This window comes from Ruegeria sp. BA2 (genome assembly GCF_056539605.1).
Map to the genome: position 1 here is coordinate 243,679 of NZ_JBQFVE010000001.1, position 26,632 is coordinate 270,310.

At 57.0% G+C, this 26,632-nt stretch carries 26 protein-coding genes and 2 tRNA genes; 13 read left to right on the top strand and 15 right to left on the bottom strand.

The window, feature by feature from the left end:
* The first annotated feature begins 11 nt into the window (after positions 1 to 11).
* The gene (locus tag ACR0NN_RS01200; protein ID WP_170718898.1) at positions 12 to 314 is read left to right on the top strand and encodes a putative quinol monooxygenase; all 303 of its coding nucleotides are present in this window, start codon (positions 12 to 14) and stop codon (positions 312 to 314) included.
* A 4-nt stretch (positions 315 to 318) separates the two neighbouring features.
* On the opposite strand, the gene ACR0NN_RS01205 is transcribed toward ACR0NN_RS01200, so the two are convergent.
* The gene (locus tag ACR0NN_RS01205) at positions 319 to 744 is read right to left on the bottom strand and encodes a VOC family protein (RefSeq protein WP_480683735.1); all 426 of its coding nucleotides are present in this window, start codon (positions 742 to 744) and stop codon (positions 319 to 321) included.
* A gap of 31 nt (positions 745 to 775) precedes the next feature.
* Positions 776 to 1,381, bottom strand: coding sequence for a pseudouridine synthase (locus tag ACR0NN_RS01210; protein ID WP_170718902.1), 606 nt, complete (start codon positions 1,379 to 1,381; stop codon positions 776 to 778).
* Between the two features lie 211 nt (positions 1,382 to 1,592).
* Between ACR0NN_RS01210 and ACR0NN_RS01215 the strand changes: the two genes are divergently transcribed.
* Positions 1,593 to 2,180 (top strand): HNH endonuclease, encoded by a 588-nt coding sequence (locus ACR0NN_RS01215; RefSeq protein ID WP_170683741.1) that lies wholly within the window; start codon positions 1,593 to 1,595, stop codon positions 2,178 to 2,180.
* A 3-nt stretch (positions 2,181 to 2,183) separates the two neighbouring features.
* Here ACR0NN_RS01215 and ACR0NN_RS01220 read toward each other — a convergent pair whose 3' ends face one another.
* Together ACR0NN_RS01220 and ACR0NN_RS01225 are read right to left on the bottom strand one after the other, a co-directional pair.
* Positions 2,184 to 2,648, bottom strand: coding sequence for a disulfide bond formation protein B (locus ACR0NN_RS01220; RefSeq protein WP_170718904.1), 465 nt, complete (start codon positions 2,646 to 2,648; stop codon positions 2,184 to 2,186).
* A complete protein-coding gene (locus ACR0NN_RS01225; protein WP_170718906.1) occupies positions 2,645 to 3,223 on the bottom strand; it encodes a YqaA family protein in 579 nt (192 codons plus the stop codon). The genes ACR0NN_RS01220 and ACR0NN_RS01225 overlap by 4 nt, the downstream gene beginning before the upstream one ends.
* Before the next feature lie 145 nt (positions 3,224 to 3,368).
* Between ACR0NN_RS01225 and ACR0NN_RS01230 the strand changes: the two genes are divergently transcribed.
* Positions 3,369 to 3,454, top strand: a tRNA-Leu gene (locus ACR0NN_RS01230).
* A gap of 33 nt (positions 3,455 to 3,487) precedes the next feature.
* On the opposite strand, the gene ACR0NN_RS01235 is transcribed toward ACR0NN_RS01230, so the two are convergent.
* Genes ACR0NN_RS01235 through ACR0NN_RS01245 form a run of 3 tightly spaced genes read right to left on the bottom strand, consistent with a single transcriptional unit; the run spans position 3,488 to position 7,570 of the window.
* Positions 3,488 to 4,522: a lipocalin-like domain-containing protein gene (locus ACR0NN_RS01235; protein ID WP_170718910.1), complete on the bottom strand. Its 1,035-nt coding sequence runs from the start codon at positions 4,520 to 4,522 to the stop codon at positions 3,488 to 3,490.
* Positions 4,512 to 6,926 (bottom strand): FtsX-like permease family protein, encoded by a 2,415-nt coding sequence (locus tag ACR0NN_RS01240; RefSeq protein WP_170718912.1) that lies wholly within the window; start codon positions 6,924 to 6,926, stop codon positions 4,512 to 4,514. Before ACR0NN_RS01240 ends, ACR0NN_RS01235 begins: the two co-directional genes overlap by 11 nt.
* Positions 6,923 to 7,570: an ABC transporter ATP-binding protein gene (locus tag ACR0NN_RS01245; protein WP_170718914.1), complete on the bottom strand. Its 648-nt coding sequence runs from the start codon at positions 7,568 to 7,570 to the stop codon at positions 6,923 to 6,925. Before ACR0NN_RS01245 ends, ACR0NN_RS01240 begins: the two co-directional genes overlap by 4 nt.
* Positions 7,571 to 7,728: 158 nt before the next feature.
* Between ACR0NN_RS01245 and ACR0NN_RS01250 the strand changes: the two genes are divergently transcribed.
* Positions 7,729 to 8,163 (top strand): two pore domain potassium channel family protein, encoded by a 435-nt coding sequence (locus ACR0NN_RS01250; protein ID WP_170684227.1) that lies wholly within the window; start codon positions 7,729 to 7,731, stop codon positions 8,161 to 8,163.
* Here ACR0NN_RS01250 and cls read toward each other — a convergent pair.
* The 3 genes from cls to ACR0NN_RS01265 form a co-directional block, all read right to left on the bottom strand.
* Complete coding sequence (gene cls / locus ACR0NN_RS01255) at positions 8,160 to 9,572, bottom strand: cardiolipin synthase (protein ID WP_480683739.1); 1,413 nt, start codon at positions 9,570 to 9,572, stop codon at positions 8,160 to 8,162. The two genes, ACR0NN_RS01250 and cls, sit on opposite strands and share 4 nt — an antisense overlap.
* Before the next feature lie 23 nt (positions 9,573 to 9,595).
* Positions 9,596 to 10,567: an HAD family hydrolase gene (locus tag ACR0NN_RS01260; RefSeq protein WP_170718917.1), complete on the bottom strand. Its 972-nt coding sequence runs from the start codon at positions 10,565 to 10,567 to the stop codon at positions 9,596 to 9,598.
* A gap of 62 nt (positions 10,568 to 10,629) precedes the next feature.
* Positions 10,630 to 12,240 carry an arylsulfatase gene (locus tag ACR0NN_RS01265; RefSeq protein WP_480683741.1) on the bottom strand — a complete coding sequence of 537 codons (1,611 nt, stop codon included), beginning with the start codon at positions 12,238 to 12,240 and terminating at the stop codon, positions 10,630 to 10,632.
* Between the two features lie 191 nt (positions 12,241 to 12,431).
* Between ACR0NN_RS01265 and ACR0NN_RS01270 the strand changes: the two genes are divergently transcribed.
* Entirely contained in the window at positions 12,432 to 13,112 is a 681-nt protein-coding gene (locus tag ACR0NN_RS01270; RefSeq protein ID WP_170718919.1) for a Crp/Fnr family transcriptional regulator, read from the top strand.
* Positions 13,113 to 13,119: 7 nt separating this feature from the next.
* Here ACR0NN_RS01270 and ACR0NN_RS01275 read toward each other — a convergent pair whose 3' ends face one another.
* Complete coding sequence (locus ACR0NN_RS01275; protein ID WP_170718921.1) at positions 13,120 to 14,211, bottom strand: AI-2E family transporter; 1,092 nt, start codon at positions 14,209 to 14,211, stop codon at positions 13,120 to 13,122.
* Positions 14,212 to 14,368: 157 nt separating this feature from the next.
* Here ACR0NN_RS01275 and ACR0NN_RS01280 point away from each other — a divergent pair, with 157 nt between their 5' ends.
* The 3 genes from ACR0NN_RS01280 (at position 14,369) to ACR0NN_RS01290 (ending at position 17,417) form a co-directional block, all read left to right on the top strand.
* Entirely contained in the window at positions 14,369 to 15,226 is an 858-nt protein-coding gene (locus ACR0NN_RS01280; protein WP_170718923.1) for a YihY/virulence factor BrkB family protein, read from the top strand.
* Positions 15,226 to 17,130: a multiheme c-type cytochrome gene (locus ACR0NN_RS01285; protein WP_480683986.1), complete on the top strand. Its 1,905-nt coding sequence runs from the start codon at positions 15,226 to 15,228 to the stop codon at positions 17,128 to 17,130. Before ACR0NN_RS01280 ends, ACR0NN_RS01285 begins: the two co-directional genes overlap by 1 nt.
* Positions 17,131 to 17,222: 92 nt before the next feature.
* Positions 17,223 to 17,417 (top strand): hypothetical protein, encoded by a 195-nt coding sequence (locus ACR0NN_RS01290; RefSeq protein ID WP_170718926.1) that lies wholly within the window; start codon positions 17,223 to 17,225, stop codon positions 17,415 to 17,417.
* A 6-nt stretch (positions 17,418 to 17,423) separates the two neighbouring features.
* Here the strand turns inward: ACR0NN_RS01290 and ACR0NN_RS01295 are convergent, their stop codons facing one another.
* The gene (locus ACR0NN_RS01295) at positions 17,424 to 18,140 is read right to left on the bottom strand and encodes an RlmE family RNA methyltransferase (RefSeq protein ID WP_170718928.1); all 717 of its coding nucleotides are present in this window, start codon (positions 18,138 to 18,140) and stop codon (positions 17,424 to 17,426) included.
* On the bottom strand, positions 18,140 to 19,252 hold the full coding sequence (locus tag ACR0NN_RS01300) for a Ppx/GppA phosphatase family protein (RefSeq protein ID WP_170718930.1): 1,113 nt from the start codon (positions 19,250 to 19,252) through the stop codon (positions 18,140 to 18,142). Before ACR0NN_RS01300 ends, ACR0NN_RS01295 begins: the two co-directional genes overlap by 1 nt.
* A 242-nt stretch (positions 19,253 to 19,494) precedes the next feature.
* On the opposite strand from ACR0NN_RS01300, the gene ACR0NN_RS01305 reads away from it, so the two are divergent.
* From ACR0NN_RS01305 to ACR0NN_RS01320, 4 genes are all read left to right on the top strand, one after another.
* Positions 19,495 to 19,791 (top strand): virulence factor, encoded by a 297-nt coding sequence (locus tag ACR0NN_RS01305; RefSeq protein ID WP_170683756.1) that lies wholly within the window; start codon positions 19,495 to 19,497, stop codon positions 19,789 to 19,791.
* Between the two features lie 26 nt (positions 19,792 to 19,817).
* Entirely contained in the window at positions 19,818 to 20,744 is a 927-nt protein-coding gene (locus tag ACR0NN_RS01310; protein ID WP_170718932.1) for a methylenetetrahydrofolate reductase, read from the top strand.
* Between the two features lie 9 nt (positions 20,745 to 20,753).
* Positions 20,754 to 21,818, top strand: a complete 1,065-nt coding sequence (locus ACR0NN_RS01315) for a methyltetrahydrofolate cobalamin methyltransferase (protein ID WP_170718934.1) — start codon at positions 20,754 to 20,756, stop codon at positions 21,816 to 21,818.
* A 110-nt stretch (positions 21,819 to 21,928) separates the two neighbouring features.
* Positions 21,929 to 22,002, top strand: a tRNA-Gly gene (locus ACR0NN_RS01320).
* Between the two features lies 1 nt (position 22,003).
* Here ACR0NN_RS01320 and ACR0NN_RS01325 read toward each other — a convergent pair.
* Complete coding sequence (locus ACR0NN_RS01325) at positions 22,004 to 22,861, bottom strand: class I SAM-dependent methyltransferase (protein ID WP_170718937.1); 858 nt, start codon at positions 22,859 to 22,861, stop codon at positions 22,004 to 22,006.
* Positions 22,862 to 22,885: 24 nt separating this feature from the next.
* The gene (locus ACR0NN_RS01330) at positions 22,886 to 24,931 is read right to left on the bottom strand and encodes an ASKHA domain-containing protein (protein ID WP_170718940.1); all 2,046 of its coding nucleotides are present in this window, start codon (positions 24,929 to 24,931) and stop codon (positions 22,886 to 22,888) included.
* Between the two features lie 214 nt (positions 24,932 to 25,145).
* On the opposite strand from ACR0NN_RS01330, the gene guaB reads away from it, so the two are divergent.
* Positions 25,146 to 26,594: an IMP dehydrogenase gene (gene guaB / locus ACR0NN_RS01335; protein WP_170718942.1), complete on the top strand. Its 1,449-nt coding sequence runs from the start codon at positions 25,146 to 25,148 to the stop codon at positions 26,592 to 26,594.
* Positions 26,595 to 26,632 lie beyond the last annotated feature (38 nt).

Here is a 26,632-nt window from a genome sequence, read left to right on the forward strand (position 1 = left end):
AGGAGCATTTGATGCTGATCGTGACCGGAGTAGTGGAAGTTTCTGAAGCAGGGGTCGAGAAAGCCTCGGCCGCTGCGCAGGAAATGGTTGCGGAAACCCTGAAAGAGCCCGGTTGCCTCATCTATGAGTTCAGTCAGATTCTGGGCCATACGGCCCGGTTTCGGGTTTACGAGGAGTGGCAGGATCAAGCCGCACTTGAGGCCCATTTCGCGACGCCCCATATGGCGACGTTTCAGGCCGTTCTGGGCGAGGTTGGCGTGACCTTTAGCGAAATCTACCGCGTGATAGGGGGCGAAAAGCAGCCGCTGCGCTAGCCTTTCAATCCCACAAGTGACCTTCTGAGAACTCGACCGAATTGCCCGCCGGGTCGCGTACATAAAGCGACCGGGCCCCGTTGGGCCAGTCAAATTCGGCATCGACGGGAATGTTCCAGTTCAACAGATGCTTACGCATTGCCGCGATCTCATCGCGGGTCAGAACAAGGCAAACATGGCCGGGGCCACGCGCGCCATGTGGGGGAACGGGCAAATCGGGGTTGCCCAGTGGTTTCTCGGTCTCGTCGGCTTTGAATATCAGCAGGACGGACCCGCCGATCCGATAGAAGATATGGCGATTGGTGACGCGCTGGATTTTTTCAAGGCCCAGAATCTGGCCATAGAAATCCTCGGCCGAATCCAGATCGTCGACATAGAGCGCGGCTTCCAGGATGGCCGATGGAGCAGGAATGTCTGGTGTGACCTTCATGCCCTAAGCCTATCACATCACGCAGTTTTTGTCACCGGCGCGGGCGGCGGTCACGCTTGCGCTGTGGTGTTGTGTTCAGGGTTGGAATGGACAGGCTTTCCCAACGGCCAGGGGCCAGCCCATCCAACGCCCAATCTCCGATCCGGGCACGGATCAGGCGCAAGGTCGGGTGCCCGACCGCTGCCGTCATCCGGCGCACCTGCCGGTTGCGACCTTCCCGAATCGTCAGCTCAACCCAGCTGTCTGGCACAGTTTGACGAACACGGATTGGTGGTGTTCGCGGCCAAAGCCCATCAGGCTGGTCGACCAGTCGCGCCTTAGCAGGGCGGGTCAGGCCATCTTTCAGCTCAACGCCGTCGCGCAGAGCCTTTAGCGCGGCTGCATCGGGGATACCTTCGACCTGAACCCAATAGGTCTTGGCCATCTTGTGCTTGGGATCTGAGATCTGCGCCTGCAGTCGACCATGGTCAGTCAGCAGCATCAAACCTTCACTATCCCTGTCCAATCGCCCGGCAGGATAGACGCCGGGCAGATCGATGAAATCCGAGAGCGTCCTGCGCGGCGAGTCGGAATTGGCGCGGTCGGTGAACTGCGGCAACACATCGAAGGGTTTGTTGAAACGGATGAACCAGGACATGCCCCGCCATAGCGTCCGCGCCACATCTTCGCAACCTGTGGATAAGTGTCACTTATCTGTTGCGGATTCGGCCTAACCAATACCCGAGATGTTGTGTGAACTCGGCACTTGTCAGAGATTTAACACGATATATAGTTAACTTAAGGCCGGGGCGGGTGTTCCCCGCTCTGATGTCACAAACGGGCAGAGCAGAGCGAGGAGCGATTCTGATATGGACGGAGACTTCAGGACCGAATTTGTCAGGGAAACCGGTGCGCTCAAGCACCATCCGGCATTGGTTTTGAACGCCGACTACCGTCCCTTGTCTTATTACCCCTTGTCATTGTGGCCCTGGCAGGAGGCGATCAAAGCGGCTTGGCTCGACAGGGTGGATATCGTTGCGGAATATGATGAGGTTGTCCGCAGTCCCAGTACCGAGATCCGAATACCCTCGGTCGTCGTTTTAAAAGACTATGTCAAACCCAGAAAGCGCGTGGCCTTCACGCGCTTTAATTTATTTCTGCGGGACGAATTTAAATGTCAGTACTGCGGCAGCCGTGAAAACCTGACCTTTGACCATGTTGTACCGCGTGCGGCGGGTGGGGTGACAAGCTGGCAGAACGTGGTTGCGGCTTGCAGCCCGTGCAATCTGCGCAAAGGTTCCAAATCGCTGAGACAGGCCGGTATGTCCTTGAACAAACCGCCGCGTCAGCCAGATGCCGAGGCGCTAAGGAATATTGGCCGGAAGTTCCCGCCCAACCATCTGCACGACAGTTGGATTGATTTCCTGTACTGGGATGCCGAGTTGGATCAGCAATAACCTCTAGCGCGCGCGCCAGGCCGCAATCCAGATCAGAACCAGACTCGCCGAAATTAGCGCATTCCAACCTGCCATGGAGATCCCGAACATCTCCCACGGGATATCATCGCACCGCACAAGCGGGGCGGACATGATCTGATCCAGCAGTTCTTCGGCGCTGAGACCTCCGATATCGCCGGATGTACAAGTGGATGGGCCCTCCCACCAGCCTTGTTCTACGCCTGCATGATAGAACCCAATCCCGGCTGTTGTGGCCGCGGCCAGAGCACCCATCAGCGGCAATGGTCGGATGCCCGGGAACGCGAAAGCGAGCACCCCTAAAACAATGGCGGCACTATGCGGATATCGCTGCCATATGCACATTTTGCAGGGTGCTAACCCCCCGATGTACTGAAAGCCCCATGCCCCAAACAGCAACGCGGCTGAGCCGGACGCGGCGATCAAAACCAATAGTTGCTTACGTGTCATAGATATCTCACCACAAGAAAGCCGCCAAACAGCAGGACAATGAACAGGGTAAACATCAAACCCAGCCGTTTTTCGATGAAGTCACGGATTGGTTCCCCGAATTTCCACAACAGCCCGGCGACAAGGAAGAATCGGAGGGCTCGCGCAAGAATCGAGGTCGCGATGAACGTTCCCAGCGGCATCCCGGTCCAACCGGACATGATGGTGATAACCTTGTAGGGGAATGGCGTGACTCCCGCTGCAAGCACGGCCCAGAAGCCGAAATCATTGAAACGAGTGTTGAATTCTTCCATCGCATGGGCTTTGCCCATGGCTTCCAGAACGGGCTGTCCGAGGCTTTCGTAAAAGAATGCGCCAATTGCATAACCCAGAATGCCCCCCAGAACCGATGCGACCAGCGCAACCGAGGCAATCAGCCAAGCGCGAGTCGGGCGCGCAAGAATCATCGGAATCATCAGCACATCGGGGGGAATCGGAAAGAAAGAGCTTTCGATAAACGCTACGACGGCCAAGGCCCAAAGCGCATGAGGGTGTTCGGCCAGACGGATCGTCCAGTCATAAAGTGATCTTAACATATAGAACAAATATCCCGATTATGATTGTTGCAAGCCAAACCATGCACCTGTCGAACCGTCAACCTCCGGCATCCAAACAATCAGCGCGATGGTTGTTTTTTGCCTCTGGACCTTCCCTCGGTTGGGCGCTAATCCAGTGATCGTGGCCCAAGTGGCGGAATGGTAGACGCAGGGGATTCAAAATCCCCCGCCTTCACGGGCGTGAGAGTTCGAGTCTCTCCTTGGGCACCACATCTAATCTGTTAGAATTGCGATGTATTGGCCTCAGTACCCGGTCATTTCCAGATAACCGTTTCCGGTGTGGCTGCCTGTGGCCTTAACAGGGCCTTCCCAGTATTCGAATTGTGTTCCCATCCAGGCCGTGGGTGTCAGCGCTTCGACCTCGATATCAACCCCGCGATCCGGCAGCTTTACCTGCCATTTGGTTGGGATATCGCGTTGTGCAACGCGCGTGGACTCAAGAGGTTGCAATTCAACTGATCCGTTGGGCAGGGGCGTCGTTTGGCCATCAGATTCGATCCATGTGGCTGCGGTGTAGTCGCCTCGATCCCCGCGCAGGCGGAAAGCCATCAGTTTTTCGCCGTTATCGAAGCTGAGCGAAAACCAATCCCAGCCGCTTTGGTCTTCGGCCAATGGTTGCGAGGACCATTCGCGGTCTAACCAGCCTTGGCCCGAGACCTCGATATCTCGATCAGGCAGATGCAGGACACCCTGGACCGCGTAGAAGGGCTGAGAATAGTAATAGCTCGCTTGTCCACCCCCGGATTTCACCGAGTAACCGGCATCGCCATGAAAGACCAATGGTCCCTGTGCCTGTAGCGCGAGATCATAGCCGAAGTCCGATCCGTTTGCTGTTAGGCTCAATGCGCTCAAATCGTCGCCGCGCATATGCCATTCGTCAATCCAAGCCTCGAACGGCTCTGCGGTTACACCGGCTTGTCCAATGCCGCCTCGGGATAGGCGTTCGGTAAAATAATGCGCTTCGGGCGTTGTGACCGCAGCATGGCCCATCCAGATTTGGGGGCTTTGCCAACCTCCTTGCTCGAACGGCTTCAGAGCGGATCGAAATAAGGTCCATTGAATGCCATAGTCGCCGCCTTCGGCGTCTTTGAGGTTTGCAGTCAGATACCACCATTCGATCCGGAACGCAGGGTGCGGACCGTAATCTCTTGGAAATTGAAAGCTATAGCCCGGTTCAGGACGCGCGAAGCCTTCAGCATCACCCCCCAGCCCGGCATACCCTTGCGCCCAGCTGGATATCGGGAGCATCATGAACAGAATGAGCGCTTTAACGTTCATTTGCAAAAACTCTCAGCAAATCGGCGGGTGGTAGGCGGAGCAATTTCAGAGCGGGTAGGGCCGCCGCAAGGGCTGCTGCGACCAGCGTGAGCAAGAACAGGCTCAGCCAGTCAGCGGGGAATAAATGCATAGGCAGGCGCCAACCGAAGGCCTGCACATTAATGACGGCCAACAGAATCCAGGCGAGGATCAGCCCAAGCGGCAGAGCAAGACAGGCCGTCATCGCAGCAAGCAAGACGCTACGCAATAGCTCTAGCCGAGCCAACCGTGCGCGCGTCAAGCCAAGGGCCCATACCGGGGCGACCTGAGGCAAGCGCTGAGTCCACAAGGTCAATAAACTGGTCAGGATCGCAAAACCCGCGACACCCAAGGTCAACACGTTCAATGCCGAGGTGATGACGAAGGTTTTTTCGAAGATGGCCATCGATTGTGCTTTCATGGCTGCCTGCTGCACCACCGCATTCGGTGCAAGATCAAACCGCTCACGTAACGCCTGCGCAAGACCGGTGGCCTGATCCGGTGCGACACGGATACCAAAGCGTCGGGTTTCAACACCCGGTGCGATTTGATCGAACAACGGCATGGCGACGATGGCTTGACCGGTCGGATTGCCATAGTCGGAATACACTCCGGCGATCGGCAGAATGTGATTTGGGCTGATAGTCAAACTATCTCCGGGCCACAAATCTGCGCGCCGGGCAAGTTGCTCATTAATCAGAACGGCGCCATTGCTCAGCACGTTTTCCCAGACATCCGGCCCCTTAGCAATCAAGGGCCAGTTTCGGCGATAGCTTTCGTGATCAACAATCCCGTACAGGAACAGCGGTCCGGTTTCATGGGCCAACTCGGTGCTGCGTATGGGCAGAATGGCTGATGTCTGGGGGGCCAGCCATTCTGTTATGTCTGCTGCTTGAGACTCGTCTTGGGCAGTCAAATAGAGCTCGGAGGTCAATCGTTGATCCAACCAACCGGTGAAAGTCAGACGAAAACTCGATACCATCGTGCCCACGCCAATATTCGCAGCCAATGCCAATAGAAGGGCCATCAGCGCCAGCGACAAACCGGGAAGCTGAGCGCGCATGTCGGCCAGCACCCATTGTGATACGGGGGTTTTCGCGCGTCTAAGAAACAACGCCAAAATGCTTGATAGCAAAAGAGGTAATAGCAGCGCCGCCCCGGTCAGCAACCCGGCTAGCAGAATGAATCCGGCAATCAATCCACCGCCGGCGAAGTATGCGATTGCGCCGATGACAATCAATGCCAGACCCACCGCGCCGGTGATCCGAGCAGATGCTTTGCCTCCGCCCCAGGCTTGCAGGCCGGGCCCTGCGAGTATGGGCATTCGGGAAAGTCGCCATAGGGCGTGACCGCTGGCCGCCAGCGTGCCACCTATGGCCATGGCCAAACCCGCAGCAATCCATTGCGGGCGCAGTGACATTTGCCCGTCAATCGGCGCCCCGTAAAGGCCGCGCAGAGTGGCGGCAACGTCTGGCAGCAAGGCTCCGGCCAGGAAATATCCTAGTACAAGACCGAAGAGGCCTCCGATCAGGGCCAGCAGCAACAGCTCGAATAAAATGATCCGGATTAAGCTTTGCATGGGTAGGCCCAGCGCCCGTAAGGTTCTGATCGTGCCGCGTCTTTGCGCGAAGGCAAGGCCGACCGTGCCGTGAACGATGAACAGACCGACAGCGAAAGACAGAAGGCCAAAGGCGGACAGGTTCAAGTGAAAGCTGTCGGTCAGCTGTGCGGTGTCCAATTGCGCAGACGGCGTGATGCGCTGAAGTTCGGGAGCTAGCTCCGACAGGGGCGACACACCACGGGGCTGATTGGGCAGGATCACCAGACGGGAAATCTGACCGCGGCGGTTTAGAAGGTTTTCAGCAACGCCGATGTCAGTCAGCACCAGATCGGGCGGCAGCGCTGTGCTGGTAAGGACAGGCGGGAAGCCATCATCTGTCTGAAACAGTGGTGCGAGAGCGGGCGACATCAGCAGCCGTCCGGGCGCAGTTAGAATATCTGCTGGGTCGGGCGCATCTGCGCCTTCTTCGATCTGAGTGATCGCGGGTAGAGCAGGGTAGGCGACCATATCCACGCCCATCAGGCGCACCGTGCGGCCCTCGATGCGCAACGATCCCTCAAGGACCGCCGCCACCTGCCAGCCCGCACGCCTGAGTTCTGCATATCGCGACAAGGGGATCGTGGTACCGGTTGCTCGAAGCTCGTCAAATTGCCCGATTGCAAGCTGGGCGTTGGCGCGTTCATAGCTGGCACGGGCCTGGGCATTGATGGCTTGCACGGCCGACCATAGGCAAGTTGCCAGCGCGATACCTGTCAAAAGGGTCGCCAATTGCAATGGATGTGCCCGCCAATGAGACAGCAGAGCCTGGACCGCAGCGCGTGTCATACGATGCGCCCGCCTGCCAGATGCGCGCGCCGGTCGAGACGGCTGGCGATCTCATTCGAGTGGGTAACCAGCAACAGCGCAGCACCTGTATCGGCAACCAATGACAGCATCAGGTCCAGCACGACAGCGCTGGCGGTTTCGTCCAGATTGCCTGTCGGCTCATCCGCCAACAGCAGACGGGGACGGATTGCCATGGCGCGCCCGATCGCGACCCGCTGCTGCTGGCCGCCGGACAGTTTCTCAGGGTAACGATCCTGCAGGTCGCTGAGGCCAAGGCGCTCGGTCAGATGCGCAACCCAATCCGGGTCATCACGACCGGCAAGCCGCGCATGGATCGACAGGTTTTGGGCAACCGTTAATGATGGGATCAGATTGAATTGCTGAAAGACCAATGACAGTGCGCTGCGTCGCAACTCGGCGCGTTCAGGGTCGTTCAGACGGGACATGGCGCGCCCGTCCAGCGTGATCTCGCCGCCATCAAACCCATCCAGAGCAGCCACCAGATGCAACAATGTGCTTTTGCCGCTGCCGCTTTCTCCGGTCAGCGCCAATGTCTGGCCCCGCTCCAGCGTCAGCGACACATCATTCAGAACAGGGCGCCCTCCGGGATAAGATTTCCGAACGTGGTCAATCGATAGCAACATGTGGTCTCTCATCTGGTCCCGTCACAATGTGCAACGCCACGCCCCAGTGTCCAGAGCCGAGATCGGTTCTATTCGCCGCAGTCCCGTGTCTGGAGGCGGGGTTGTTCCCGGCGCGCGAAAGATCCATGCTGGCGTCGATCAGAATAAAGGCCGTTTACATGACATTGTCGCAGCAGATCATTTGGGGCAGCTTCTACCTAGGTATTTGTTTTCTGATCGAAATCATGCTGCTGACTTGGTGCGTACTGGTTATCCGCAAACTCGTCGCGAAATGGGAGACGCGCAGCACAATCCTGGCAACCGCAGGCCCGATCAGCGTTGCGCTTGTATTCATCGTGTTGACCCATACGGTTCAGGTCTGGATCTGGGCGATTGTCTGGGTGTGGGGCGATGTGCTGCCGGATTGGAATTCGGCGCTCTATTTCTCATTGGTGACCTTCACGACGCTGGGCTATGGCGACATCGTTCTGGGCGAGGGGTTGCGCATTTTCGGAGCCTTCGCCTCGGTCACCGGTCTGCTGGCCTTTGGTTTATCGACCGCGTTCCTTGTGGCGCTCATGACGCGCGTATTCGAAGATCGATTCCTGAACTAAAGGATCGGAGCAAACAACCGCGCAAGCGGTGCGCAAAACCGGATATGAAACGGTTGCTGCTGCAGGTCACGGGTCAGTTCGTAGCTTGATGCAAAATCGGTTTCCAACATGGCAGCTACAGCTTGCGCAGCGCGGGGATCAAAGAACAGGGCCATCGCCTCGAAATTCAGGCGAAAGGATCGGTTGTCCAGATTGGTGGTGCCTACGGCAGCCAGGGTGTCATCAACAACGAACGCCTTTTGATGCATAAAGCCATCCGTATAGCGAAACACCTGCGCGCCGCAGTCGCGGATTTCATCGAAATAGGCGAACGCGGCCAGCCATGGCAGGCGATGGTCGATGACCTCCGGCACGAGTATCCGCACATCCACACCGCGCATTGCCGCGTGTTGTAGCGCAGTCATGATATCAATATCGGGCACAAAATAGGGCGAGGCGATCCATAGTCGTTCTTTCGCCTCAGCAATCGCCGCGAAAAACATCATGGCCCCGGTCTCGGTATCGTCACCCGGACCTGTTGCAACCAGCAGCGCGTTCATGTCCTGCTCAGATTCGCTGCCTGCCCAATCAAGCTGATCGATCAGGTCTTCATTGCGCGCCCAGTGCCAATCTTCGGTGAAGATCAGTTGCAATTGCCGGACCACGTGACCGGTCATCTTGATATGCGTATCCCGCCAGCGACCGAACTTAGGGCTTTGGCCCAGATATTCAACGCCGATGTTGTGACCTCCGATAAAGCCGGTTTCACCATCCACGATCACCGTCTTTCGATGATTTCTATAGTTCAACTGAAAGCGAAAGTTTGGTCCGCGCTGCTCACGCGGATCAGCCACATCAACACCTGCCTCGCGCAGTGTTTCCAGATAGCTTGAGGGCAGGCCATAGCTGCCCACCGCATCGGTCATGAACCGGACGTGTACGCCGCGTTTGGCCGCTTCAATAAGGTGCTTTTGAACCTTTTGCCCTAATTCATCATCCCGGACGATGTAGAACTGGATCAGCACATAGTTTTTGGCGTCGTCTATGGCTTTCAGAATGGCTTCGAATGTGGCCTCCCCATCAATCAATAGCTCGGCACCATTGCCCCGCGATACGGGCAGGTGAGCCAGCGCCTCGAACGGGCGGGGATTGACCCTTAATGTTTTGAGATCTGGCGTTGAGAAGTCGGCAAAGGTCTTGATGCCTTCCACGACGCGCTCGCTTTCTTGCCGCGCGATCCGATACCCCCTGAACCGATGGTGCCCAAGGAACAAATACAGCGGTACGCCAAACATGGGCGCCGAAAGCAGGAACACGACCCAGCCCACGGCCCCTTGCGGCGTGCGAGCCGTTTGTGCGGCGCGCACAGAAAAGACGACTGCTGTGCAATAGAGTGCAAACAGAAAAAGCGAGACGAGAAGTGTCCACATCAGTGCTTAGCGATCCGAGTTATTCAGTTTGCACCAGTGTAGATGCGCGCCCAGTCATTGGCCATATCAACGATGACCCAACCCATATCGGGGCCTTTGTCTAACCCGTCGACCAGACGTCCGATCGGGCTTTCACGGTCATAAGCCCACTCACGATCCGCATCTGTGTGATGGATCAAGACGCCCAAACGTGGCCCGTCACCGGCAGTTGTCCAATCAAGCATGGCAAAATCACCGTCCGAGTTTCCACCGGCAAGAATCGGGCGTTTGCCAATCGTGCGCTCGATATTGATCGGCTTGCCTTCCTTATCATCAATGAAGGCGATGCCGGGTGCTTTGTTGATCACCGGGGTGCCGTTTTCATTGTCATAGGTAGTCTCACCATAGGTGCCCAGAACCTGTTCAGGCGGAATCCCGTACGCCTGTTCCGCAAAGACACGCATGAAATGCAAACCACCGCCCGAGACGATATAGGTTTTGAAATCCTCATCGCGCAGGTATCGCAGTAGTTCGACCATCGGCTGATAGGTCATCTGATCATAGGGTAAATCCGTATCGGGATGACGTGCGGTGCTCAGCCACTCGGCGACCTCCGATTGAAATTCTTCAACGCTGGTACCTGAATGCGAGGCGTTCACCACCTCGATCAAGGCATCATGACCGCCTTCCAGTATGGTTTGCAGGTCCCTTTCGGCGGCTGCCTTCAAGGCCGGAGTTGATAGGACAGACGGGTCTTGCTCAGCAATTTCGGCCAGTCGGTCCATGGCAAAGATGAATTGAAAGTAGACAGGTTGCTCGGCCCAGAGGGTACCGTCATTGTCAAACACCGCAATCCGATCGGAGGGCGTGACATAGCTTTCATTTTGCGGATCGCTGACTGCACTTACAAAGTCGATGATCTGCTGTTTTGAAGTTGAGTCAGTCCAGCTTGGAAGGGGGTCGGCAATGGCCGCAAGAGGTACGGTGGCAAGAATTGCTGCAAGTTTGAGAAACATCCTGAATTGCCTCTAATTCAATAGGGAAGGGGCCGCACTAATATGCGGCCCCTTTCTTGTGTTTAATTTGAGGTCGGAGTGGCCAGTTTTTCCATGACCTGATCCAGGCTAAAGCTGGCGGCCTTCTGGCGTGGCGGGTACTCCTGAAAAGTGCTGAGGAAGTTGGCAACATATTGCTGCGCTGGCACCAGGAAATATACCCGATCGATCATCCAGTCATAATAGGTATTGGATGTGCGGTATCCACGCTCATAAGGATCGCGGCGCAGATTGACGATGATCGGCACGCGAAGCTCGGTGAAAGGCTCCATCCAGGCGCGAAGTGTGGCCCACGCTTTCTGCTCTAGAAATATTAGCTTCCAGTCATCAAAGCGGAGCGCGGACAAGTCGCCATCATCGGTGAAATAGAAGATTTCACGACGCGGGCTTTCAGTCGCTTCACCCGTCAGCAACGGCAGGATGTTGTACCCATCCAAGTGCACTTTGTAGTCGCGACCCATTGCCGGTGAGGAATAGCCTGCCTTCAACTTTTCCTTGATCTCGGGATCACCTGCGACCGCGAGGTAAGTGGGCAGCCAATCCATGTGATGCACGATCTCGTTCGAGACCGAGCCCGCCTCGATCTTACCGGGCCAACGCACCATGGATGGAACGCGCCACCCGCCTTCCCAGTTGGTGTTCTTTTCGCCCCAGAACGGGGTTGAGGCGGCGTCTGGCCACGTATTGTAATGTGGTCCGTTGTCGGTGGAGTAGTGCACGATGGTGTTGTCAGCGATGCCAAGTTCATCCAACAGATCAAGCAGTTGGCCGACCTGAATGTCATGTTCGATCATACCGGCCGTGTATTCATCGGCTGGGCTGCCGACCATTTCATTGGCTTTTTCGCGCATCTCTTCGCCGACATGAGTGCGGAAATGCATTCGTGTGCCGTTCCACCAAACATAGAACGGTGTGCCGTTTTGATTGGCTTCGCGGATGAATTCGACAGCGGCTTCCAGCGTTTCCTGATCGACCGTTTCCATACGCTTGCGGGTCAGTGGGCCGGTGTCTTCGATTGCACCACCTGCGCTGGACTTGATTACGCCGCGCGGGCCGTAGGCTTCGCGGAAGGTGCGCCCGTCGGGCAGAATGGCATCGCCGGGATAGTCCTCATGCTCGGGCTCTTCCTCAGCGTTGAGGTGGTAGAGGTTCCCAAAAAACTCATCAAACCCATGGTTTGTCGGCAGGTGCTCATCTCGGTCACCCAGGTGGTTTTTGCCGAACTGACCTGTGACATAACCATGATCTTTGAGAAGACCGGCGATTGTTGGATCCTCGACCTGCATTCCTTCTTTGGCGCCCGGCAGGCCCACCTTGGACAGGCCGGTCCGGAACACGGACTGCCCCATGATGTATGACGAGCGACCAGCAGTGCAGGACTGTTCACCGTAGTAATCGGTGAAGATCATGCCCTCATCCGCGACCCGGTCGATATTGGGGGTTCGGTATCCCATCAGGCCCATCGTATAGGCCGAGATGTTGGATTGACCGATATCGTCGCCCCATATGACCAGAATATTTGGTTTCTGGTCTTGCGCCCACGCAGGCAGCGCTATCAGAACCGCAATTGATGCGGCAGCAGTACGGCGTAACCCAATACGCCAGCTTTCCAAGAACCGGGTGGTAGATAACATGATTTACTCCTGAACTGTTGGACATTTTGTCCTAGAGAAATAGGTAGAGTCTGCGACCAGAATTGAATTAGCTACAGTTGGTAAGCTGCGGATATCCTGTCTTAATAGTCGAAAAACAGGAATCACATGGCAGTAATGTAGGCCACCAAGGCCTGATTGAATTTATCATATGATGAAGTTTAAATATATAGATGGCAAGAATTGACACTGAATTCAAAACGCTGCGTGAAAATACCTGGCTGGAAGCCAGATCCCCTGCCTTTCAAGAGGCTCTGATGCGCTGCGCAGTACGCCGTTGTTACGGGACTGACGAAGCCCTTTATCTGCAAGGGGATCCTGCGAATGGGATTCATGCCGTTTTGGATGGTGGGGTAAAGATTACTGTCCCGGCGGATGACGGGCAGGAATTTGTGGTTCATCAGGAAGGGCGCGGTTTCTGGATCGGTGATCTGGCATTGTTTGCAACAGCGCACCGTTTGGTCAGCGTAGTCGCGACCCGTCCGACTGAGACACTGTTTTTTCCGGCTTCGCGGCTGGAACGTATGGTGCAGGAAGCTCCCGACTATGTGCGCGACTTCTACGCGTTAACGCATGAGAACATGCAGAAAACCCTGCGTATTGTTGCTAATCTTGCGGTTACCGGAACCGAGAAACGGTTGGTTCTACGGTTGCTACATTTGGATGAGGTCGCGTCGGATGACCAAGGCTGGATACCGGTGTCACAAGAAGAACTGGCCGCGATGATAGCCGTTTCGCCGCCAACACTTCACCGTGCCCTACACCGGCTCATTAGTCTCGACCTGATCGAAGGTGGCTATGGTCGGTTGCGGCTAAAAGATCGTCGCGCACTGATTTCCAGCTGTCAGAGTTGACCGGGATTCAGGCCGAATGCTTTGCGGACGACCGATCATCCTCACCCAATCTTCCATCCAGTGACATCAGGATTGCCACAGGGCGCAGCGCCGGGATGTGGCTGAATATGATCAGGATGCAAACAGTCAAGGGCACGCTCAGGAACGCTCCGATCAGACCCCAGACCGTAGTCCAGAAGGTTAGCGCCAATATAACAAGAAACGTCGACATGTTCAGGGACCGGCCCAGCAGGGCTGGATCAAGAAAATTGCCGATGACGAATTGAAGGGTGCCGCAGCCCAAGACGATGATCAGAAATGGTCCGATGGTTTCGAATTGAACCAGGGCGATCATCGAAGGAAAGATCACCGCAATGATCGACCCGATCGACGGGATGAAATTCAGCGCGAATGTCAGTACGGCCCATGTTTCGGCATATTCGAGCCCCAGCGCTTTGAAGATCGTATAGCTGATGAGGGCTGTGATCAGACTGATCATGGTTTTAACACCAACATAACGCTGCAGACTGTATGAAATCGCATCCAGAACCGAGGCAAGATCAGCCCCCAATTCCGGGTTTCCGGCGGCAAGTTGGATTTTCCTGCGAAAGGCCAGCCGCTCGGCCATCAGAAACGCGACGTATAGGCTGATCAGTAGAAACTGGTTCAACAGCGATGTGGCGCTACCCAGCATTATCCGAGCCACAAAGGACATATCGATATTGACCAGGTTATCGCGAATAAAGCTGGTGACGTCGTTGCCAATCAGCCCGGTAATCCTGTGAACTGCCCCGTCGAATTGGCTTTCATAGGTATTGATAGAACGTGCAAATTGCGTGGCCTGACTGCCCAGGATGTACATGATCATGAACAATCCGGCCAAGACAACCGTGACGCCTGCGACATTCGCCAGCCAAATGGGGACGCGGGTCACCGCAATGACCCGATCGCTGAGGGCCAGGATCAACACATTGACAAGCAACGCCATGGTGAGTGGGATCAGAAAGTTCGCCCCAGCATAAAGGCCAAGCACAGCAAGCGTGGCCACGATCACAACGTCGCGCAATACACTCAGTTGCGGGCGCGCCCTCGATTGGGTGTTTTCTGAGTCAGAGGTCATGCGATGGCCTTGGTCTGTATTCCGCCTTGACGCGTTTGTTTGATCCTGCACAGGCTGATCGGTTTATGCAATCCATACAGAATGTTATGGGCAGGAAAACGGCACGCTTGGCCGATTGACGGTTCTGTCAGACCAAAAGGCAGGTTAGGCTTGGGCAATGTCAGGTGTTTCGATTCCCTCATCCGGCCAACTCCTGCGGGCGCTCTGGCTTGCCGTGCGCCGGTTCAATGACAAAAATGGGTTTGTCATGAGCAGCCATGTCGCGATGTCTTTGATGATGGCTCTGTTTCCGTTCGTTTTATTCACTGTGGCTTTGGCTGGGGCTTTGTCGCAGGGTTATGTCACGGATGAGCTGATCGAGCTTATCTTCGGCGCTTGGCCCAAAGACGTGGCAGACCCTATCGTCGCAGAACTCCGTGCCGTACTGGCAGGGGCTGGGTCAGGGGTGATCACAATAGGCGGCTTGCTGGCAATCTTTTTCGCCTCGAACGGAGTGGCTGCCGTGCGCAAGGCGATGACTCAGGCTTATCACGACAAGGACAATTGGCCGTTCTGGAAAACCCGATTGCTTTGTTTTGTGCTCGTCATAATCGGTGGGGCTGCCATCTTGGCAATTGCTGCGGTTGAGGTCGTTTTACCGGTCTATACCCGTTTGGTTTCCGAAAAAACGGCTGTGGATGTTGATAACTGGCTATCGGTGGATCGCCTGCGGTGGACCTTTACCGTTGCTGTGCCAGCGGGCACCGTTCTATTGGCGCATCTGATATTGCCCTCACGGCGTCATCGTCTTGTGCAGATTCTGCCGGGCGTGATCCTGACCTTGGCGCTGTGGGCTGCGGGAGGTTGGGGATTCTCGATCTATATCGCCCAATTCGCCACATATAGTGCGACTTACGCCGGTCTCGCCGGGGCTATGGCGGCGTTGATCTTTCTGTATTTGTGCTCTGCAATGTTGATTCTTGGAGCCGAGTACAATGGCGCGTTGATTGACCTTCAAAATGCGGAAGGCACATGATGCGCCGCCGAGTTATTTTGTTAACTGCGACATTATGGGCTTTGGCTCATCAAGGGCAGGCGCAAGATTATGTCGGGTCGGATGCGTGTTCAGATTGCCATCAGGAACAAACCCAGGCTTGGGAAAACTCGCACCATGCGCTGGCGTGGACCGAAGTGGGCGACGGCCATGTATTAGCTGATTTCGATGGTACCCTATTTTCCCATGACGAGATGAGCGTGTCGTTCACGGATCAAGACGGAACGTTTGCGGTGCAAGTTACCGAAAAGGACGGTGTTACCACCGCCTATCCCGTCCACTCGGTGGTGGGAATTGCACCTTTGCAGCAATACCTCTTTGAAACTGAACCGGGCAGGTTGCAAAGCTTTGATGTGGTCTGGGATGTGGAAGAGGGGCGCTGGTTCCATCTTTATCCGGATCAGGATTTGCCTCCGAATGACGGGTTGCACTGGACGGGGCCGTACAAGAACTGGAACGCACGTTGTGCCGAGTGCCATGCGACAGGCTATGTGAAGAACTACGATGCCCAGACAAGGCGCTATGACTCGACCCAAGCTGAGATTGGTGTGGGGTGTGAGGCGTGTCATGGACCGGGGTCTGCGCATCTTGAGTGGACAACCGGCAATGCGTTGCAAGACGGTCTGGGCGAGTTCGGATTTCCGATTGATTGGGGCAGGGGACAGACCGAAGCCGAAATTCAGCAATGCGCCGGGTGTCATTCCCGGCGTGAGGCTTTGGAGGACGGGAACCCGCACCCCGGAAAACCCTACCACGATGCCTATAATCTGGCCCTTTTGCGGCCGGGCCTGTATCACCCGGATGGCCAGATATTGGATGAGGTCTATGTGTATGGCTCGTTCCTGCAGTCGCGCATGTATGCGGCGGGTGTTGGGTGCATGAATTGCCACGATCCGCACCGGGCCGAGGTAAAGGTCGAAGACAATGGGTTGTGTACCCAGTGTCATTCGCCCGCTGGTAACTCGGATTTCCCAACGCTTCGAAAAGCAGACTATGACACGCCCGCGCATCACCATCACGCTGAGGATTCAGAAGGTGCGCAATGCAAGAGCTGCCATATGATCGAGCGAGTCTATATGGGGGTGGACGGGCGGCGCGATCATAGTTTCCGCATCCCTCGTCCTGATCTTGGGCTAGGAACGGATGCTTGCACAGATTGCCATTCGGAAGAAGGGCAGCCCTGGGCGACACAACAGATCGCGGGCTGGTTCCCTGCATCGACCTACAGGTCCGAGCACTACGGAACCGCATTCGCAGCAGCAGGTAGCGGTCAGTTGGATGATCCGGCTACTTTGACTGCAATCGCTTTGGATCGAAGGCAGGCGGGCATCGTACGTGCGACTGCCCTCTACCTGCTGCAACCCTTTTCGACGCCAGAATTGGCAGAGCAGATGGCGCCGCTTTTGACCGATTCCGATCCGCTGGTTCGGGCGAATAGCCCGGCGCTGCAGCGGCAGGCTCCACCTCAGCTACGTGCTGTACGACTTGAACCGCTATTGTCGGACCCATTGCAAAATGTGCGGATCTCAGCAGCCAAAGAGTTTCTTTCCATCCGGCCTGAGGACATGACAGCCGAGCAACGCGCAGATGCTCAGGAAGGTATGGCCGACTGGCAGCGTAGCATTTCCAATCGCCTGGATTTTCCTGAAACGCATATGGTTTTGGGAGGTTGGGCGCTGACGCTCAGAAACGCGCCTGCCGCAGAACGCGCGTTCCGCGAGGTTGTGGTGCTGGACCCTCAGCGCGTCGAGGCCTGGCCGATGCTGGTTCAATTGGCCCATATCAACCGTGGCCCTCAAGCTGCGTTGGCGACATTGGACGAGGCCCTATTGGTGCTTCCCGATGATCCGAATCTACGGCAATTGGCACGCGATCTTGGGCGTTGACCGGCACCGATCCGGCAGATTTGCGCCATCTTCCAGGCTTATTCAGCGGCTAGAACTCCGGGGTAGGTACTCGGATTGCCAACAGGTGACGCATGTCAGATCGCTCTGCAACCTTCACAAAACCGCTGACGCCGGCCCGGAAATCGACGCTGGACCAACGCATCGAAGAACTACGCGCGCGCAAGCCCGTCGATATCAATCATGGTGAGGCGCTGCTGCTGCAAGGCATCGCTGCGGCATCTTTGCGAAAGCAACATGTATCGCAAGGCAAGATTGATCTGGACTAAGGGTACCTAGCCCCTGAAACCAGTTGCGACGACAAACTTTTCAGAGCTATCGGAGCGAGAGGCCGGAGGCTTCACATTGGCAACTTTGGTGAACTTCTGCTTGAGCAATTTCTGCAAGTCACCCTCGGCCCCCCCAGCCAGAACTTTTGCGACAAAAGTGCCGCCTTCTTCCAGCACATCGAATGCGAAATAGGCTGCTGTTTCACACAATGCCATGATCCGCAGGTGGTCGGTCTGCTTGTGGCCCGAAGAGGCCGCCGCCATGTCTGACATCACCACATCTGCCTTGCCACCCAGCCAGTCTTTGACCTTTTGATCGGCATCGTCTTCCATGAAATCGAGCACATGCGCAGTGGCCCCGGCGACCGGTTCAACCTCTTGCAGGTCAATACCCAGAACCGTGCCGATCCGCTTGCCGCTTTTTTCACCCAGCGCATTAACGCGTTTCACTGCAACCTGCAGCCAGCCACCGGGGGCGCAGCCCAGATCAACCACTCGTGCGCCGGGGACCAGAAAGCGGAATTTGTCATCCAATTCAAGGATCTTGAACGCCGCACGACCGCGATAGCCTTCGGCCTGCGCGCGTTTGACATAGGGGTCGTTCAACTGCCGTTCCAGCCAGCGGGTCGAGCTGAGCTTGCGCCCGCGCGCCGTTTTGACCTTGACCTTCAGGTCGCGCTGCCCGCGGCCCGAGTTGTTTTTTCCAGTCGGTGTCTTCGCCATCAGAACGGTCCGTCTTCCAATACACCGTCCGCACTCATTTGGGCATAAAGCAAGCCTTCGCGCAGCCCCCGATCCGCCACGGAAAGGCGATCAGTGGGCCAGCAGCGTAACAAAGCCTGCAAAATGGCCGAGCCGGACATGATCAGGGCCTGCCGATCTTCTCCGATCCGGGGATCACGGCGGCGCCCACGAGGGCCGAGTTCTAGATAGCCTCGTATGACCTTGTCAATCTGATCGCTGGTCATGCGTAAACCGTCCACCTTGGTCCGGTCATAGCGTTTGAGCCCCAAATGCGAGGCGGCCACCGTGGTTACTGTGCCGCTGGTGCCCACAATCTGGAAACCTTCGCGGGTTTGTTCGTCTTTGTAAGGGGCAAAATCGGCAAGGTTTTCCTCAAAAAACCAACTCATGAGCGCAAACCTTGCTGCATCATCTTCAACGTCGTTGAACTGATCCCGCAGCGTAGCGACGCCCAGTGGGACACTGATCCAATCAACAACCTTGGCCGCAGGGAATGGGCTTTCAGAAGTGTGGAAACCGTTATGCAGTCGCATGATCGCGGCAGGCCGGTCGCGTCGGGGCACAGAGGAAATGTCGATCCAGACCAGCTCGGTCGAGCCCCCGCCGATATCAACGACTAACAATTGCTCAGTCTTGGTCGACACAAGCGGGGCGCAGGAGATGACAGCCAGACGCGCTTCTTCCTCGGGCTGGATGATCTCAAGCGTAAGGCCGGTTTCACGTTTAACCTGACGGATGAAATCGCGCGAATTCTTGGCGCGACGGCATGCCTCGGTCGCGATCAGGCGCATGCGCCTGACCTTATTGCGTTTGAGCTTTTGCTGACAGATCCGCAGGGCCTGAACCGTGCGTGCCATCGAGGCCCGCGACAACCGCCCGGTGCGTTCCAGACCGGCGCCCAACTGCACCGATTTGGAGAAACTGTCGACCACATGGAAGCCACTGCCCTTGGGCTGGGCGATCAACATGCGGCAGCTATTTGTCCCCAGATCCAGCGCCGCATATAACGCATCTGGATCGGGTCTTGCCGGCGCGGGGCTTTCGACCGCTTTCGGGAACGCGCCCGCACCTCTGGGACGCTTGGGCGCCATCTTAAACGCCCTCCGATTTTCGAGTTACCCCGACCATAGGTCGCGCAATTGGATCACGCAAGATGCTCATTAAAGTCATTAGGATTTTGATGTTCGGTTTTGTCTGCGAGGTCTTTAAAAGCGTCCATATGCAGAGGTGGGCAAAAAGGTCGCTGCGCAGACGCCTTATGTCGAAAATCGACCGACCTGAGCCCATATTGAAGTTTAGAACCGGTCCATCTGGTTAGAAGGAATCACAGGCGATGCCCGACGTCACAATCGTATATTGGCGCGATATTCCCGCTCAGGTCATCGTCGGCAAAGGCCGTCGTGGTGCGAAACGACAATTGGAAGAGCGGTTCGAGCAAGCGATCGACCGGGCTGCCATGAAGGTCAATGCTAAAGACAGTGATGCCTATCTGGCCGAGTGGCGCAAAGCTGAACCTTTCGCAATCGAGGGCGATCCGTCCGAGATTGCCGAGGCCGAGGCCCAGCGTTTGGAAACAGAGTACGATCAGGATCGCATCAAGGCCCTGATCGCCAATGACGGTTGGGCATGAGCCCCAGAACTTTATGGGAGGCCGCAATGGCTTTGCTGAACTTCAAGAAACGTGATGCCGTCGAAAACGGCCCTGTGAACCCGACCGTCGAAGCCTTTTTGCAGGGCTACTCGATCGAGGTGATGCCGCGCACCGCTGAAAAGGTCGAAGATTTCCGCGCTTTGCTGCCCGAGGGCACTCGCGTCTACATTGCCCATATTGAGGGCACGCCGATCGAAGACATGGTCAAAACAGCGAAGCGTATCGCTGCCGAAGGTTATCCGGTCATGCCGCATTTTCCGGCGCGGATCATCAAGGATGCCGCGACGCTGGAAAAGTGGATCTCCATGTATCAGGGCGAAGCGGGCGTGGAGCAAGCACTGCTGCTGGCAGGCGGTGTGGACAAGCCGCATGGCGAGTTCGAGAGTTCGATGCAGCTGTTGGAAACCGGCTTGTTCGACAGGGCAGGCTTCAAGCGTCTGCACGTCGCGGGCCACCCCGAAGGCAACAAGGACATCGATCCGGACGGCTCGACCAAGAATGTCGATGAAGCGCTGCGCTGGAAGCAGAAGTTCTCGGAAACCACCGACGCCGAAATGGCGCTGGCCACTCAGTTTGCCTTCGACGCCAAGCCGATCATCGCGTGGGCCGACAGCCTGAAAGAGGCGGGTATCGATATTCCAGTACATATCGGCATCGCGGGTCCGGCCAAACTGCAGACCCTGATCAAGTTCGCCATCGCCTGCGGTGTTGGCCCCTCGCTGAAGGTGCTGCAGAAACGCGCCATGGATGTCTCGAAACTGCTGTTGCCTTATGAACCGACCGATGTGATCACCGAACTTGCCAACCACAAAGCGGCGAACCCTGATTTCAACATCACCAAAGTGCACTTCTTCCCGCTTGGCGGCATCAAGACAAACGCCAACTGGGCCATCAACAACGGCGGCGCTTCGGCGCAGCCTGTAAACTCCTAAGGAACGGACATGACCCGTACAGTCGTAGAATCAAAAACAAAAACTGCCGTTCTGGGCTTTGACGAACCGTTCTGCGTCATCGGTGAGCGGATCAACCCGACTGGCCGCAAAAAACTGGCTGCGGAACTCGAGGCGGGCGATTTCTCGACCGTTGAAAAAGACGCGCTGGCGCAGGTAGCGGCAGGCGCGACCGTTCTGGATATCAATGCGGGCGTTGTCTACAATTCGAACCCCAACCCCAACGAGACCGAGCCACCGCTGATGACCAAGATCGTCGAGCTGGTGCAGGGCTTGGTTGATGTGCCGCTGTGCATCGACTCATCTGTACCTGGCGCGCTGGAAGCGGGTCTTGAGGCGGCTGAGGGACGTCCACTGCTGAACTCGGTCACAGGCGAAGAAGAGCGTCTGGAGTTGGTTCTGCCGCTGGTCAAGAAATACAACGTGCCGGTCGTGGCGATCTCGAACGATGACACAGGGATTTCCGAAGACCCCGATGTGCGTTTTGCCGTTGCTAAAACCATTGTGGAACGCGCTGCTGACCACGGCATCCCAGCCCATGACATCGTGGTTGACCCGCTGGTGATGCCGATCGGTGCAATGGCAACTGCCGGTCAGCAGGTGTTCGCTCTGGTCCGTCGCCTGCGCGAGGAACTGGGTGTGAACACCACTTGCGGTGCTTCCAATATCTCGTTCGGCCTGCCGAACCGCCACGGAATCAACAATGCATTCCTGCCGATGGCAATGGGTGCTGGCATGACGTCCGCGATCATGAACCCGGTGGCCCTGCCAGTGACGCAGAAGCGGATCGCCGAGAAGAAAGAGCAGGTTGCCGCCGCTGGTATCATCCTGCCCGAGGGCATGGATGACGAGACCTTCGTTCAAATGTTCGGCCTTGGATCGACCTTGCCGCGTGCGGGCAAAGAGATGGAGGCCATCCGCGCCGCCAATCTGCTGACCAATAACGACGCGCATGGCGGTGAATGGATCCGGTTCAACAAACCGCCCGCTGAGGCCGGTGCCGAGGGCGAGGGCGCGCGTGGCCGTCGCGGCGGTGGCCGTCGCCGTCGCGCTTAAGGTATTTAAAACAAAGGATTGGGCCGGATCGTTGATCCGGCCTTTTCGATCCTTCAGGGTTTGTTGACCCTTGAATCCCGGTAAAAAGCAGTGCTAATCAATGCCCAGCGGCGGGTATGATGTAATGGTAGCCTGTCAGCTTCCCAAGCTGAACGCGCGGGTTCGATTCCCGCTACCCGCTCCAATCAGTCTGCGCGTCGAGCCTGATACAGGTTGATCGTCGCGGGTATGAGGACATTGGAGCTAGACTGATACTGCCGGAACTCTTCCGCTACAGCTTGTTGAATGGCGTCTGTATCCGCCTCATTCCCATCGAAATGCGCGACAACACGGCCCGCGGGGCCAACACGCGTCACCAGATGCGCTGTGCCTTCAACACCGCCGAAACCCGTCAGGTTAAGTGTAACCGCGACGCCGGTTATGTCAGACAGCCCAGCCTGGATCATCAGGCCTTTAACATGGTCGATGTCGTGGAACGCCAGCGGCCCAGGGGCATAGCGGTCTACGCGGGGTGGTTGGCCCATTCGTCGCACGGCGGCGACATGGGGTATCTTGAACCAAGGGTTGGCATCCAGCGGCCCCCAGGAAGCAAAGGTCATTTGCCCACCGGGTTTCAAGGCTGAGGCGATGTTTCGGAATGCCGCGACCGAGTCACCGAAGAACATCACTCCGAACCGAGAGATTGCCGCATCCATCTGATCGGGTGCAAACGCATAGCTTTGCGCGTCCGCGTGCTGAAACGTAAGTGTCTGAAGCCCGTCGCGTTCAGCCCGTTTGGCTGCGCGGTCCAGAAAGGGTTGTGAAATGTCAGCGGCCAGAACGTGCCCGTTCGGCCCTACCGCGCGAGCGGCAGCGATTGCGCTGACGCCCGTGCCACATCCGATATCCAGCACCTTCATGCCTGCCGACAAGGCGGCTCGGTTCAGAACAAGATCAAGAACAGGCGCAAAGGCGTGATCGAGCTGATCTTCATAAGTCAGCCATTTGGTGCCTTGTTCCGAGTTTCCCCAGAATTCCGCCTGTTCCTGGTTTTCTGATGTCATACCCGCCTCCTTTGGATGAGGCGACTATGACCTCCTGCGGCGGCGGCGACCAGATTTTTCCTCGTCCCCACCGCCGGTATTGAAGGACGGGGCGGGCAGGGTGACGACCTGAGCAAGCTCTGGGAACGGATCGGTTTTGTGCGGGATCGCGTTGGCGGCGACAAAATGGTCCTGAAACTTCGGTTCGATGGCGGTTTCAACCTTGGTGATCTCGCGCACAACGCGTTCGATCTCGGCCCGCGATCCGATATTGCAGAGCGCAATCCGTGCCCCGGTGCCCGCCGCATTACCCGCGCTGGACACCTTTTCCAACGGTGCGTCGGGGATCATGCCCAGCACCATCGCGTGCTTCGTTGAAATATGCGCGCCAAACGCACCGGCCAATACCACGCGATCCACACGGTCAACTTCCATCTCATCCATAAGAAGGCGCGCACCAGCATAGAGCGCGGATTTGGCCAACTGGATGGCACGAATATCGCCTTGGGTAACGGTGATGCGTGGGCCACCCTCGGCGCTGGCATCGTGGATCAAATAGGAGTTGGTGCGACCTTCGGGCACACAACGCGGCGTTCCCGTCTGCGCGGCCGAGCCGATCAGCCCGCTTTCGTCCAGCAGACCCGCGATGCGCATCTCGGCCACTGCCTCGATAATGCCCGAGCCGCAGATACCGGTGATGCCGGTGGTGGCAATGTCCTGATCAAAGCCTTCGTCATTCGACCATTTTTCGGACCCGATCACGCGGAAACGGGGTTCTTTGGTGACTGGATCGATCTCAATCCGCTCAATCGCACCCGGGGCGGCGCGTTGGCCCGAGCTGATCTGTGCACCTTCAAAGGCGGGACCTGTTGGTGAAGAGCAGGCCAGCACACGGTGAGTGTTGCCCAGCAGAATTTCAGCATTGGTGCCCACATCGACGATCAGCACCAGATCGTCGGATTTGCCTGGTTCTTCGGATAAGGCGACCGCGGCACAGTCGGCGCCCACATGGCCCGCGATACAGGGCAGAATATAGACCTGTGCGCGCGGGTTCATAGTGGTCAAATCCATCTCGCGCGCAGGCAGAGACATGCTTTCGGAAGTGGCCAATGCAAAGGGTGCCTGCCCCAGTTCGACCGGGTCCAGACCCAGCAGCAGGTGGTGCATCACCGGGTTGCAGACGAACACCGTCTCGACGATTAACGCCGCGTCGATCCCGGCTTCGTCAGCAATCGAAGTGGTTAGGTCATTGATCGCTTCGCGAACGGCCTTGGTCATTTCTTTATCGCCGCCGGGGTTCATCATGGCGTAAGAAACGCGGCTCATTAGGTCTTCACCAAAGCGAATTTGGGGGTTCATTAGACCCGACGAGGCCTTGACCTCTCCGGTCTCAAGATCGGTCAAGTGGGCAGCAATGGTTGTTGAACCTAGGTCGATGGCCAGACCATAGAGCCCCTGTTCGTGCAGTCCGGGCCAAATTTCGACGATGCGCGCCACTTCGTCCTTGTGGCCTTTGTGGACGGCGACCGTAACCTCCCATTTTCCTTTGCGCAGAACGGGTTGCAGCTTGGACATGAGCGACAGGTCGGCCGTGACCGCCTCGATGTTCCATTGCTGGCGCAGCGCGCGCTCCAACCGTTCCAGATCGCCGGTGGGGGAATGCATGTCAGGCTCTTCCACGACAACGAAATAGAGGCGCGTAGCAGGATCCATGGTGATGGCGCGCGCGGCGGCAGCCTTGCGGACGACTTGACGGTGCACCTGGCTTTCCGGTGGGACATCGATCACGACATCTCCCTGAACCGAGGCCTGACAGCCCAAACGCCGCCCGGGTTTCAGGCCACGTTTGTCGTCATAGCGCTGTTCCACCGCGTTCCACTCGCTCAGCGCGTCTTCCGAAACGGTCACACCGTGTTTGGGGAACTCACCATAACTGGGGGTAATCTGGCACTTGGAACAAATGCCACGCCCACCGCAGACCGAATCCAGATCGACGCCCAACTGGCGCGCCGCGGTCAGAAGCGGCGTACCAACGGGAAAGTGCCCGCGTTTGCCGGACGGTGTGAAGACGACAAGAGGATCGGTGGTCATGAATGCCTGCCTTTGTATTCGCGCGTATGCCGGGGAACATATGGGATTAGGCACAAAGGGAAAGAGCATTCAGCGGCACGTTTTGCGTTGCTTGCGTCGTTTTCGGGCGCGGCAAAGCCCCGCATCGAAAAACAACGCTTGTTCAGGGCTTTCCATTGGGTGAAATCCATGTAATAGGGTCACCGTCAAACGGGCTTTTGCATGGGGTTTTCAGATGCAGATTCGTGAGGCACTCACCTTTGACGACGTACTTCTTGTTCCGGGCGCATCATCTGTGCTTCCGGCAACGGCAGATACGAGCACACGCGTGACGCGTGAAATCACTATGAACATCCCGCTTCTCAGTTCGGCGATGGACACGGTGACCGAGGCGCGCATGGCCATCGCGATGGCACAAGCCGGAGGGATCGGCGTTGTGCACAAAAACCTCTCGGTCGAGGAACAGGCTCGTGAAATTCGTCGGGTAAAGCGGTTCGAATCCGGTATCGTCTATAACCCTGTGACGTTGCGCGCGGATCAGACGCTGGCGGATGCGCAGGCTTTGGTCGAGCGGTATAACTTCACCGGTTTTCCTGTGGTCGACGAAAGTGGCCGGGTTGTCGGTATCGTCACAAATCGGGATATGCGCTTTGCAACCTCGGATGATACGCCGATCCACGCGATGATGACTTCGGACAATCTGGCGATGCTGCAAGAGCCTGCCGATCTCGAAGAAGCCAAAAGCCTGATGCGCGCGCGCCGGATCGAAAAACTGTTGGTTGTTGACGGTGGTGGCAAGCTGACCGGTTTGCTGACCCTGAAAGACACCGAACAGGCTGTGCTGAACCCTACTGCATGCAAAGACCGCCTGGGTCGCCTGAGGGTGGCAGCGGCTACCTCGGTTGGTGATGCAGGATTTGAGCGGTCTGAGCAGCTGGTGGATTCAGGCGTCGACATCATCGTTGTGGACACGGCACACGGCCATTCGCAGGGGGTGCTGGACGCGGTAAAGCGCGCCAAGACACTGTCGAATGAGGTGCAGATCATCGCCGGGAACGTCGCCACAGCTGAGGCAACGAAGGCGTTGATCGACGCGGGCGCTGACGCGATCAAAGTCGGCATCGGACCGGGCTCCATCTGTACGACACGGATGGTTGCGGGCGTTGGGGTTCCGCAGTTGACAGCGATCATGGATTGCGCTGCTGCGGCCGGAGATGTTCCGGTCATCGCGGATGGCGGGATCAAATTCTCGGGCGATTTTGCCAAGGCCATCGCGGCGGGTGCGTCTTGTGCGATGGTCGGCTCAATGATCGCTGGTACGGATGAAAGCCCGGGCGAAGTCATCCTGTATCAAGGACGTTCGTTCAAATCCTATCGCGGTATGGGCAGTCTTGGCGCGATGGCGCGTGGCTCGGCGGATCGGTATTTCCAGAAGGATGCGGCCAACGACAAGCTGGTGCCTGAAGGCATCGAAGGGCAGGTGCCCTATAAGGGGTCGGCAAGTGCGGTTGTGCATCAATTGGTCGGCGGTTTGCGAGCGGCCATGGGCTATACCGGATGTGCGACGGTGGACGAGATGCGCAAGAACTGCAATTTCGTCAAAATCACTGGCGCGGGGCTGAAAGAAAGCCATGTGCATGACGTTCAGATCACGCGCGAAAGTCCGAATTACCGCGTCATGTAAACTTGTGAAGCATGGCTTTAACAAAGGCCGCGCAGATA